15 protein-coding genes are annotated in these 10002 nt (G+C 72.9%); all 15 read left to right on the plus strand.

Annotation, left to right across the window (positions count from 1 at the left end; all coding sequences use genetic code 11):
• The first annotated feature begins 4 nt into the window (after window positions 1-4).
• Window positions 5-715 carry a PilW family protein gene (locus tag FJ694_RS29195; protein ID WP_157271052.1) on the plus strand — a complete coding sequence of 237 codons (711 nt, stop codon included), beginning with the start codon at window positions 5-7 and terminating at the stop codon, window positions 713-715.
• Entirely contained in the window at window positions 703-1938 is a 1236-nt protein-coding gene (locus FJ694_RS29200; protein WP_157271053.1) for a hypothetical protein, read from the plus strand. Before FJ694_RS29195 ends, FJ694_RS29200 begins: the two co-directional genes overlap by 13 nt.
• Complete coding sequence (locus FJ694_RS29205; RefSeq protein WP_157271054.1) at window positions 1935-2381, plus strand: type IV pilus modification PilV family protein; 447 nt, start codon at window positions 1935-1937, stop codon at window positions 2379-2381. Before FJ694_RS29200 ends, FJ694_RS29205 begins: the two co-directional genes overlap by 4 nt.
• A 65-nt stretch (window positions 2382-2446) precedes the next feature.
• Complete coding sequence (gene ribD / locus FJ694_RS29210) at window positions 2447-3568, plus strand: bifunctional diaminohydroxyphosphoribosylaminopyrimidine deaminase/5-amino-6-(5-phosphoribosylamino)uracil reductase RibD (protein WP_232540276.1); 1122 nt, start codon at window positions 2447-2449, stop codon at window positions 3566-3568.
• A gap of 49 nt (window positions 3569-3617) precedes the next feature.
• On the plus strand, window positions 3618-4247 hold the full coding sequence (locus FJ694_RS29215; RefSeq protein WP_157271055.1) for a riboflavin synthase: 630 nt from the start codon (window positions 3618-3620) through the stop codon (window positions 4245-4247).
• A 6-nt stretch (window positions 4248-4253) separates the two neighbouring features.
• Window positions 4254-4403 carry a DUF4258 domain-containing protein gene (locus FJ694_RS36850; protein ID WP_198321060.1) on the plus strand — a complete coding sequence of 50 codons (150 nt, stop codon included), beginning with the start codon at window positions 4254-4256 and terminating at the stop codon, window positions 4401-4403.
• Window positions 4404-4504: 101 nt separating this feature from the next.
• A complete protein-coding gene (locus FJ694_RS29225; protein WP_157271056.1) occupies window positions 4505-4702 on the plus strand; it encodes a DUF2283 domain-containing protein in 198 nt (65 codons plus the stop codon).
• Window positions 4703-4786: 84 nt separating this feature from the next.
• Window positions 4787-5902, plus strand: a complete 1116-nt coding sequence (gene ribBA, locus FJ694_RS29230) for a bifunctional 3,4-dihydroxy-2-butanone-4-phosphate synthase/GTP cyclohydrolase II (protein WP_157271057.1) — start codon at window positions 4787-4789, stop codon at window positions 5900-5902.
• A gap of 1 nt (window position 5903) precedes the next feature.
• Complete coding sequence (gene ribH / locus FJ694_RS29235; RefSeq protein WP_157271058.1) at window positions 5904-6371, plus strand: 6,7-dimethyl-8-ribityllumazine synthase; 468 nt, start codon at window positions 5904-5906, stop codon at window positions 6369-6371.
• A complete protein-coding gene (gene nusB, locus FJ694_RS29240; protein ID WP_157271059.1) occupies window positions 6368-6853 on the plus strand; it encodes a transcription antitermination factor NusB in 486 nt (161 codons plus the stop codon). Before ribH ends, nusB begins: the two co-directional genes overlap by 4 nt.
• A 46-nt stretch (window positions 6854-6899) precedes the next feature.
• A complete protein-coding gene (locus tag FJ694_RS29245; RefSeq protein ID WP_157271060.1) occupies window positions 6900-8084 on the plus strand; it encodes a pyridoxal phosphate-dependent aminotransferase in 1185 nt (394 codons plus the stop codon).
• A gap of 14 nt (window positions 8085-8098) precedes the next feature.
• Window positions 8099-8533 (plus strand): tol-pal system-associated acyl-CoA thioesterase, encoded by a 435-nt coding sequence (gene ybgC, locus FJ694_RS29250; RefSeq protein ID WP_157271061.1) that lies wholly within the window; start codon window positions 8099-8101, stop codon window positions 8531-8533.
• On the plus strand, window positions 8530-9240 hold the full coding sequence (tolQ, locus tag FJ694_RS29255; protein WP_157271062.1) for a protein TolQ: 711 nt from the start codon (window positions 8530-8532) through the stop codon (window positions 9238-9240). Before ybgC ends, tolQ begins: the two co-directional genes overlap by 4 nt.
• 1 nt (window position 9241) lies before the next feature.
• The gene (gene tolR, locus FJ694_RS29260; RefSeq protein WP_157271063.1) at window positions 9242-9679 is read left to right on the plus strand and encodes a protein TolR; all 438 of its coding nucleotides are present in this window, start codon (window positions 9242-9244) and stop codon (window positions 9677-9679) included.
• Window positions 9680-9806: 127 nt separating this feature from the next.
• Window positions 9807-10002, plus strand: a 196-nt coding sequence (locus FJ694_RS37390; protein WP_259373185.1) for a tripartite tricarboxylate transporter substrate-binding protein, incomplete at its 3' end; no start/stop codon positions are given.

The following is a 10002-nucleotide window of genomic DNA, read 5'->3' on the forward strand; positions in this document are numbered from 1 at the left end:
GCCCATGCCGACCCCGAGCCGTGCCGCCACGCCGCGCCGCCGATCGGCGGCGGGCCTGTCGCTGCTGGAGGTGCTGGTGGGCCTGGCCATCGGCCTGTTCGTGGCGGCCGGCGCCGCCACGCTGCTGGGCCAGTTCCTGGGCGAGAACCGCCGCCTGCTGCTGCAGATGCGCGTCGAGCAGCAGGTGCACGCCGTGGCCGGCGTGGTGCTGCGCGACCTGCGCCGCGCCGGCCACTGGACGGCCTCGCACCAGGGCATCGCCCGCGACGGCGCGCCGGGCCATCCGAATCCCAATGCCGCGATCGAGGGCGCCGACCCCGACCGCCCAAGCGACACCGTCCGCTTCAGCTTCTCGGGCGCCGGCGGCGAGGCCGGTGCCGGCGCGGACGACGAGACGGGCTTCCGGCTGTTTCGCGGCCAGGTGGACGCGGGCTTCGGCGGGCGCTGGCAGCCGCTGACCGATCCGGCCGTCGTCACCGTCACCGCCTTCGAGCTGACGCTGCGCCAGCGCGCGCTGGACCTGGAGCGCCACTGCGCCCGGCCCCGCCCGCTGGGCGCGTGCGCCGGCGCCGGCGTGTGCCCGCCGCGGCTGCTGCGGCGCAGCGTCGCCCTGCGGCTGGAGGCGCAGTCGGCGCAGGACGCGTCGATCCGGCATGCCTTCGAGAGCGCCGTGGACCTGCGCAACGACGTGGTGGAGGGCCGATGCCCGGAGTGAACCCATCGGGCCGGACCCGCCAGCGCGGCGCCGTCGCGTTGCTGAGCGTGCTGCTGCTGTGTGGCCTAGCACTGCTGGCGAGCCTGCACGCGCACCGCGCGCTGCTGGCCGAGCTGCGCGGCGCGCAGGCGCAGCAGCGCAGCGCGGTGGCGCAGGAGGCGGCCGAGTCCGGGCTGCAATGGGCGCTGGCGCAGCTCAACGCCGGGCGCGTCGATGCGCAGTGCCGGCCTTCCGCGGACGGGGACGACCCGCGCTGGCGCGATCGGCTCATCGACGGCGCTCCCTCGCGCCCGGCGCCGCGCCTGGACGACACCGGCGCCCCTAAGCGCGCCGGCTGCGCGCTGCAGTCCGACGGCGGCTGGCGCTGCGGCTGCGGCGGCACGGGCGCGCCGGCCCTTGCCACCGAGACGCCCACCTTCGAGGTGCAGTTCGCCGCCACCCCGCGCAGCGGCCAGGTCCACCTGCTGTCGCGCGGCTGCCTGGGCTGCGGCGGCGGCGAGCTCGACGCCCGCGCCGAAGCGCGCGCGCTGCTGGCGCTGGTGCCCGCGCTCGCCGGCCTGCCCGCCGCGCCGCTCACCGTGCGCGGCGAGCTGCGGCTGCAGACGCTGGCCCTGGACCTGTCCACCCGCGAGCGCGATGCGCAGGGGCTGCTGCTGCATGCCGGCGGCGCCGTGACGCCGGCCGCGCCGGCGCCGGGCGCGGCGTCGGGCCCGGGCAGCGGCAGTGCCGCGACGGTGTCCGAGCGCGACCCCGCCCTGGCGCTGCCACCGGGCCGCTTCCTGCACCGCTGGCTGGGCCTGGAGCCGGCGGACTTCGCCCGCGCCCCGGGCGTGCGGAGGCTGCAATGCGGCGCCGGGGATTGCGCCGAGGCGCTGCGCGCGGCCGTCACCCGCGGCGCGCAGGCACTGTGGATCGAGGGCGACCTGGCGCTGCCCACCGGCGCGGTGCTGGGCAGCGCCGACGCGCCCGTGCTGCTGGCCGTGCAGGGCCGCGCGGCGCTGGGCCCGGGCGTGGCGCTGCACGGCCTGCTGGCGGCGGGCGCGCTGCGCTGGGACGCGCGCCCGGGCGGGGATTTCATCCGCGGCGCGGTGCTCGTCAACGGCGACTGCTGCGAGGGCAGCGGCGCGCCGGCCATCGAGCGCGACGCCGCGCTGCTGCGCCGCCTGGCGCGCCAGGCCGGGCGCTACGTGGCGGTGCCGGGCAGCTGGAGGGATTTCAATTGAGCGGGCAAACCCAGACCTGGGCGGGCCGGCGGCAGCGCGGCGTCACCCTGCTCGAAGCGCTGATCGCCGGCGTCGTCATGGGCGCCGGGCTGCTGGCGCTGCTGCAGGCGCACCTGTCGCTGCACGGCCAGGCCGAGGCCGGCCGGCTGCGCGCGCAGGCCGCGCAGGTCGCGCAGCGCGAGCTGGAGCGGCTGCGCGCCGGCATGGACCCGCTGCAGGACGCCGACGGCAGCGACGGCGTCTTCACCTTGCAGCGCCGCGTCGCCGACACCAACGCCGGCCCGGGGCTGCGCGCGGTGCGGGTGCGCGTCGCCTGGACCGCGCGCACGGGCGAGGACGCCGCCGTGGCGCTGTCCGCGCTGGTGGCGGTGCCGGACCCGGCATTCGCCGGCGCCCTCACCCTGGCCGAGCCCGCGACCGCACCGCGCCCGGCCACGCGCTGAGCCGCCCGCGCCCGATGGCCCTGGTGCCGGCAGCAAGTGCGCCGGCACTGGGCACAATCCCGCAAATGAGCATTGCTACGGATTTCTCCGCTTTCGACGAGCTCGCCATGGCGCAGGCGCTGCGTTTGGCGCACGAGGCCATCGGGCTATCGGACCCCAACCCGCGCGTGGGCTGCGTCATTGCCGGCGAGGGCTGGCAGGCGCAGGGTTTCACTCAACCTGCCGGCGAGGCCCATGCCGAGGTCATGGCGCTGCGCGCCGCGCAGGAGGCGGGCCACGACCCGCGTGGCGCCACCGCCTACGTCACGCTGGAACCCTGCGCGCACCATGGCCGCACGCCGCCCTGCTGCGACGCGCTGGTGGAAGCGGGCCTGGCGCGCGTGGTGGTGGCCGTGGGCGACCCGAACCCGCTGGTGGCCGGGCAAGGCCTCTCGCGGCTGCGTGCCGCGGGCATCCGCGTCGAGGTGGGCCTGATGGCCGATCAGGCGCGGGAGCTGAACATCGGCTTCTTCTCGCGCCAGATCCGGCAGCGCCCGTGGGTGCGCATGAAGATCGCCGCGTCGCTGGACGGGCGCACGGCGCTGGCCAACGGCGTAAGCCAGTGGATCACCGGCGAGGCCGCGCGCGCCGACGGCCATGCCTGGCGCAAGCGCGCCGGCGCCGTGCTCACCGGCATCGGCACGCTGCTGGAGGACGACCCGCGCCTGGACGTGCGGCTGGTACCCACCGCGCGGCAGCCGCTGCGCGTGCTGATCGACTCCCGGCTGGAGGCGCCAGTGGAAGCGAAGCTGCTGGCGCCGCCGGGCCAGGTGCTGATCTACGCCGCCGTGCCCAACGAGGAGCGCGAGGCCGCGCTGCGCGGCGCGGGCGCCGAGGTGGCGTTCTTCTCGGACCGGCGCGGCAAGGTGGAGCTGGCGGACATGCTGGCCGACCTGGGCGCGCGCGGCATCAACGAGCTGCACGTCGAGGCCGGGAACAAGCTCAACGGCTCGCTGCTCAAGGCGGGCCTGGTGGACGAGCTGCTGGTGTACCTGGCGCCGAAGCTTTTGGGCGTGGGCCGCGAGATGGCGGCCTTCGGGCCGCTGCTGACGCTGGCCGACGCGATGGAGCTGGAGTTCCGCGACATCGAGCCCGTGGGCCGCGACCTGCGCATCCTGGCGCGAGCGCCCGGGCGCGGCGAGTTCTGACTTCCTTCCGACCCTTTTTCCCGACCCCTTTCACGAGACGAGACACCCCATGTTCACCGGCATCATCAGCGGCGTCGGCCGCATCACCGAGGTGGCGTCCCTGGGCGCCGACGGCAGCCACGGCAAGCGGCTGCGCATCGAGCCGCCCGCGGGATACCTGGACGACGTGCAGCTGGGCGACTCGATCGCCCTGAACGGCGCGTGCATGACCGTGACGAGCTTCGACGCCGCGGCGCCCGCCTTCACCATCGACATCTCGGCCGAGAGCCTGCGCCTGACGGCCGGGCTGGACCGGCCCGGGCGCGTCAACCTGGAGAAGGCACTGCGCGCCAACGACCGCCTGGGCGGCCACCTGGTCAGCGGCCACGTGGACGGGCTCGGCGAGGTGACGCACTTCGCGCCGGTGGGCGAGTCATGGGAGCTGCGCATCCGCGCCCCGAAGGAGCTTGGGCGCTTCCTGGCCTACAAGGGCTCCATCGTCGTCAACGGCGTGAGCCTGACGGTCAACCGCGTGGCGGACAGTGACACCGGCTGCGAGTTCAGCATCAACCTGATTCCGCACACGATCCAGGAAACCACGCTGGGCGATTTGCAGGCGGGGTCGCGCGTCAATCTGGAGATCGACTTGATTGCGCGGTATGTGGAGAGGATGTTGACGGCGGGGAAATCGATCGGCTGAACGCTCATGTTCAGCGTTCGCTTCAACCGGCCGGTCATCATCACGCGTCATGCGCAGCAGCGAATGCAGGAGCGAGAAATTTCGCTTGAGCTGCTGCTCCAAGTGATCGACACCGGCCACGTTCGCTACAGCGACGAAGTGAGGTTGTGGACTTGACTGGACATACCGGGGCGCCATGACAACCTGTTGTGCGCGGCCCTGGTCCTGGAAGACGCCGTGGTAGTCAAGACCGTGATGCACTACTGGGAGGTCATGCCATGAAGGTCACGTACTTCGAAGAGGACGACACGCTGGTGATCCGGCTCTCGGACAAGCCCATCGCGCGCGAGGTATCGCAGGACTGGCGCACGCATGTCAGCTACGCGGCTGACGGGACGGTGGTTGAAACAGTAATCCTGGAGGCGCGCGAGTGCGGCGCGTGGCCGCTGCAGTTGGAACAGCGCAAGGCGGCTTGAATCGGACCATGGCGAAACGCGCCTTGGCCTCATCGCAAGGGCTTGCATAGGGCCCAACCCGGGGGCCCCGCCTACAATCGCGGGATGCCCATTTCCCCCGTTCCCGAGCTGGTCGCCGAGCTGGCGGCCGGCCGCATGGTCATCCTCGTCGATGAGGAGGACCGCGAAAACGAAGGCGACCTCGTCATCGCCGCGGACCACGTCACGCCCGAAGCCGTCAACTTCATGGCCAAGCACGCGCGCGGGCTGATCTGCCTGACGCTCACGCGCGAGCGCTGCGAAGCCCTCCAGCTGCCGCCCATGGCCACGCGCAACGGCACGCCCCACGGCACCGCCTTCACCGTCTCCATCGAGGCCGCCACCGGCGTGACCACCGGCATCTCCGCCGCCGACCGCGCCCGCACCGTGCAGGCCGCCGTCGCGCGCGACGCGGTGCCCTCCGACCTGGTGCAGCCCGGCCACATCTTCCCGCTGCAGGCCCAGGACGGCGGCGTGCTCATGCGCGCCGGCCACACCGAGGCCGGCTGCGACCTCGCCGCCATGGCCGGCTGCTCGCCGGCGGCCGTGATCTGCGAGGTCATGAACGACGACGGCACCATGGCCCGGCTGCCCGACCTGGAGATCTTCGCCAGGGAGCACGGCCTCAAGATCGGCACCATCGCCGACCTGATCCAGTTCCGCAGCCACAACGAGACGCTGATCGAGCGCCTGGGCCGCCGCGAGCTGCAGACCGCCCAGGGCCGCTTCGACTGCCACGCCTACCGCGACCGCAACGGCGGGCTGCACCTGGCGCTGGCCAAGGGCCAGTGGAAGCCCGACGACGAGGTGCTGGTGCGCGTGCACGAGCCGCTGTCGGTGCTGGACCTGCTCGACGTGGGCCCGAACCACCATTCCTGGCCGCTGCCCGCGGCGCTGGCGCGGCTGCAGGCGTCCAACGCCGGCGTGGCCGTGCTGCTCAATTGCGGCGAGGACGCCGCGGCCCTGCTGCCGGGGCTGCTGCCGCCGTCGGGCGCCGCCGCCGCGCCGCGCGCCGGCCAGATCGACCTGCGCACCTACGGCGTGGGCGCGCAGATCCTGCGCCACCTGGGCATCCGGCGCATGAAGGTGCTGGGCAACCCCCGGCGCATGCCCAGCATGACCGGCTACGGGCTGGAAGTGACCGGCTTCGAGGCCGCGCCCCACGACAAGGACGCTCAATAACATGCTCGACGCGGATCAAGGCCAGCCCCTGGGGCTGGACGGCAAGGGTTTGACCATCGGCATCGTGCGCGCGCGCTTCAACGACGCCATCACGGCCACGCTGGAGAAGGCCTGCCTGGACGAGCTGCGCGCCCTGGGCGTGGACGAGGACGACATCCGCCTCGTCACCGTGCCCGGCGCGCTGGAGGTGCCGCTGGCGCTCAAGGCCATGGCCGCCGGCGACGACCACTTCGACGCCCTGGTGGCGCTGGGCTGCATCATCCGCGGCGAGACCTACCACTTCGAGCTGGTGGCCAACGAGAGCGGCGCGGGCGTGACCCGCGTCGGCCTGGACCACCAGATCCCCATTGCCAACGCCATCCTCACGGTCGAGAACGAGGATCAGGCCTGGGTTCGCGCCGAACCCAAGGGCCGCGACGCCGCCCGCGTGGCGGTGGAGATGGCCAACCTGCTGGACGAGTTGTCGTGAATTCCCCCCAAACCCCGAAAAAAGCCCCGCCGCCCAAGTCGGCCCGCCGCCGCTCGCGCGAGTACGCGCTGCAGGGCCTCTATGAATGGCTCATCGGCGGCGCCGACGCCGGCGCCATCGAGGCGCACGTGCGCGAGCAGAACGAGGGCGAGTTCGACAAGTGCGACCGCGCCCACTTCGACGCGCTGCTGCACGGCGGCATCAGCGAGGCCGCCGCGCTCGACCAGGTGCTGGCCGCGCACGTGGACCGCAAGACCACCGAGCTCTCCCCCGTCGAGCATGCCGTGCTGATGATCGGCGCCTACGAGCTGCGGCACTGCCTGGACGTGCCCTACAAGGTCGCCATCAACGAGGCCGTCGAGCTGGCCAAGAGCTTCGGCGGCACCGACGGGCACCGCTACGTCAACGGCGTGCTCGACAAGGCCGCGGCCGACCTGCGGCCGCAGGAAGTGGCCGCCGCGCGGGCGCGCAGCGGGCGCTGAAGCTGCGCCAACGCCCCTCGCCCTCTCCCCCGTTTCCCCGGTGACGATGAAACTCGCGCGCCGGCTCGAGCGCATCGAGCCTTTCTATGTCATGGAATGCGCCAAGGCCGCGGCGGAGATCGCGCGCGGCCCCCTGTGCGACCCCGCGCAGGGCGGGCGGCCCATGCTCTACCTCAACATCGGCGAGCCCGACTTCACGGCGCCGCCGCGCGTGCTCGCCGCCGCGCGGGAAACGCTCGACGCCGGCCGCACCCAGTACACGCCCGCGGCCGGGCTGCCGCAGCTGCGCGAGGCCATCTCCGGCTGGTACGCGCAGCGCTTCGGCCTGGACGTGCCGGCGCGGCGCATCCTGGTCACGGCCGGCGCCTCGGCCGCGCTGCAGCTGCTCACGCAGGTGCTGTTCGAGCCCGGCGACGAGGTGCTGCTGTCCGACCCGGGCTACCCGTGCAACCGGCATTTCGTCAGCGCCGCCGGCGCCACGCCGCGGCTGCTGGCGACCACGCCGGAGCACCGCTTCCAGCTCGACGCGGCCGCGGTGGACGCGGCCTGGACCCCGGCCACGCGCGGCGTGCTGCTGGCCTCGCCGTCGAACCCGACCGGCACCTCGATCGAGCCCGAGGAGATGCGCCACATCGTGGAAGCCGTGCGCGCGCGCGGCGGCGTGACGATCGTGGACGAGATCTACCTGGGACTCAGCTTCGAGCAGCACTTCGGCGCCTCGGCGCTGCGCTGGGGCGACGACGTCGTCAGCGTCAACAGTTTTTCGAAGTACTTCTCCATGACGGGCTGGCGCCTGGGCTGGCTCGTGCTGCCGGACGCGCTGGTGGCGCCGGTGGAGATGCTGGCGCAGCACCTGTTCATCTGCGCCTCGACGGTGGCGCAGCGCGCGGCGCTGGCCTGCTTCGAGCCGGAGTCGCTGGCCGAGTACGAGGCGCGGCGCGCGGAGTTCCGGCGCCGGCGCGACTGGCTCGTGCCGGCGCTGGAGGCCCTCGGCTTCAAGGTGCCGGTGCAGCCCGACGGCGCCTTCTACGTCTGGGCCGACGCCAGCGCGTTCTGCGCCAGCTCCTGGGATTTCGCCTTCGAGCTGATGGAAAAGGCGCAGGTGTGCGTGACGCCGGGCCGGGACTTCGGCCACGCCGGCACAGAACGCTTCGTGCGCTTCAGCTTCGCCAATGCGCTGCCGCAGCTGCAGGAGGCCGTGGGCCGCCTGCGCCAGCTGCTGGTGCGCTGAGGGAGGCGCCGCGCATGAGCGAGTCAACGCCGGCGGACGTGCGCGCGTTCCGTTTCCCGGTGCGCGTCTATTGGGAGGACACCGACGCCGGCGGCGTGGTGTTCTATGCCAACTACCTGAAGTTCTTCGAGCGGGCGCGCACCGAGTGGCTGCGCCGCCTGGGCTTCGGGCAGGAGGCGCTCAAGAACGAGCAGCGGCTGATGTTCGTGGTCGCGCACACCGAGCTGCACTACCGCGCCCCGGCCCGGCTCGACGACCTGCTGCAGGTCACGGTGAGTCCGGAGCCGGCCGGCCGGGCGAGCCTGGTGGTGCACCAGCAGGCCTGGCGCGGCGACACGCTGCTGACCGAGGGGCGCATCCGCATCGGCTGCGTCGATGCCGACACCTTCCGCCCGCGGCGCATGCCCGACGCACTGATCAACTCCCTACTTTCGAGCCACGCCGGATGAACCAGCAGGATCTCTCCATCATCAACCTGGTGCTGCAAGCCAGCCTCATCGTCCAGCTCGTCATTGCCGGCCTGCTGGGCATGTCGCTGGCCAGCTGGACGGTGATCTTCGCCAAGCTCTTCGGCCTGAAGCGGGTGCGCGGCGCCAACGACAGCTTCGAGCGCGAGTTCTGGTCCGGGCGCAGCCTGCAGGAGCTGCACGAGGCCGCCGGCACCAAGGCCGAATCCGCGCCGATGGAGCGCATCTTCGCCAGCGGCATGCGCGAGTTCCTGAAGCTGCGCGAGCGCCGGCTGGATGCCGGCGCGCAGCTCGACGGCGCGCGCCGCGCCATGCGCGCGAGCTTTCAGCGCGAGCTCGACGTGATCGAGAGCCACCTCAGCTTCCTGGCCACCGTCGGCTCGATCAGCCCGTACGTCGGCCTGTTCGGCACGGTGTGGGGGATCATGCATGCCTTCGTCGGCCTGTCGAACCTGACGCAGGTGACGCTGGCCACCGTGGCGCCGGGCATCGCCGAGGCGCTGGTGGCCACGGCCATCGGCCTCTTCGCCGCCATTCCCGCGGTGATGGCCTACAACCGCTTCGCCCGCGACATCGACCGCCTGGCCATCCAGCTGGAAACTTTCATCGAGGAGTTCTCGAACATCCTCCAGCGCAACGTCGGCGCGCCGGCCACCGTGACGCCGGTGACCGCGGCGCAGGGACGCTGACATGCCGGGAGTCGCCGCACGCGGCGGCGGGCGCCGCCGCCGCACCATGAACGAGATCAACATGGTCCCGTTCATCGACGTGATGCTGGTCCTGCTGATCATCTTCATGGTCAGCGCGCCGCTGATCACCACCGGCACCGTGGACCTGCCCAGCGTGGGCAAGTCCAGCCAGCGCCCGGACAAGGTGATCGAGGTCATCGTCGGCAAGGACGAGAAGCTGCGTTTGAAAGTCACCGGCGAGGACGACGAGCGCGCGCTGGCCCTGGGCGACCTGCGCGAGCGCGTGCTCGCGGCGCAGGGCGGCGACGCCAGCGTGCCGGTGGTGATCTCAGCCGACCGCACGGTGAAGTACGAGAGCGTGGTGCAGGTCATGGACCGGCTGCAGCGCGCCGGCGTGCAGCGCGTGGGACTCTCCGTCAAGCAGGGCGGCGCGGACTGACCGAGCGATGACGCGACCCGCCGGACCTCCCTCCCCTGCCGTGCCGCGCGCGGACACGCCGGATTCCTTGCGTCCGCCCAGCGCCGATCGCGTCGGCCGCGGCGCGGTGGTGTCCACCGTCGTGCACCTGGGACTCGTCGGCGCGCTGGCGCTGGGCGTGAGCTGGCATGCCGAGGCGCCCACGCCGGTGAGCGCGGAGCTCAAGCAGCCGTTCATCGTGGACAACCGGCCCGGCGCCAGCGGCTCGATCGGCGCCAGCTTCGCGGCCAAGTCCGCGGCCGACGGCTACACGCTGCTGGTGGCCTCCTCCGACACCCATGCCA

The sequence above is a fragment of the Azohydromonas aeria genome (genome assembly GCF_009760915.1).
Classification (GTDB): Bacteria; Pseudomonadota; Gammaproteobacteria; order Burkholderiales; family Burkholderiaceae_C; genus Azohydromonas; species Azohydromonas aeria.

Coding starts and splice junctions, on each gene's coding strand:
- ribD (WP_232540276.1), top strand. CDS start 2,447: ATGAGCATTGCTACGGATTTCTCCGCTTTCGACGAGCTCGCCATGGCG.
- ribBA (WP_157271057.1), top strand. CDS start 4,787: ATGCCCATTTCCCCCGTTCCCGAGCTGGTCGCCGAGCTGGCGGCCGGC.
- ybgC (WP_157271061.1), top strand. CDS start 8,099: ATGAGCGAGTCAACGCCGGCGGACGTGCGCGCGTTCCGTTTCCCGGTG.
- FJ694_RS29225 (WP_157271056.1), top strand. CDS start 4,505: ATGAAGGTCACGTACTTCGAAGAGGACGACACGCTGGTGATCCGGCTC.
- tolQ (WP_157271062.1), top strand. CDS start 8,530: ATGAACCAGCAGGATCTCTCCATCATCAACCTGGTGCTGCAAGCCAGC.
- FJ694_RS29200 (WP_157271053.1), top strand. CDS start 703: ATGCCCGGAGTGAACCCATCGGGCCGGACCCGCCAGCGCGGCGCCGTC.
- FJ694_RS36850 (WP_198321060.1), top strand. CDS start 4,254: ATGTTCAGCGTTCGCTTCAACCGGCCGGTCATCATCACGCGTCATGCG.
- tolR (WP_157271063.1), top strand. CDS start 9,242: ATGCCGGGAGTCGCCGCACGCGGCGGCGGGCGCCGCCGCCGCACCATG.
- FJ694_RS29245 (WP_157271060.1), top strand. CDS start 6,900: ATGAAACTCGCGCGCCGGCTCGAGCGCATCGAGCCTTTCTATGTCATG.
- FJ694_RS29215 (WP_157271055.1), top strand. CDS start 3,618: ATGTTCACCGGCATCATCAGCGGCGTCGGCCGCATCACCGAGGTGGCG.
- ribH (WP_157271058.1), top strand. CDS start 5,904: ATGCTCGACGCGGATCAAGGCCAGCCCCTGGGGCTGGACGGCAAGGGT.
- FJ694_RS29195 (WP_157271052.1), top strand. CDS start 5: ATGCCGACCCCGAGCCGTGCCGCCACGCCGCGCCGCCGATCGGCGGCG.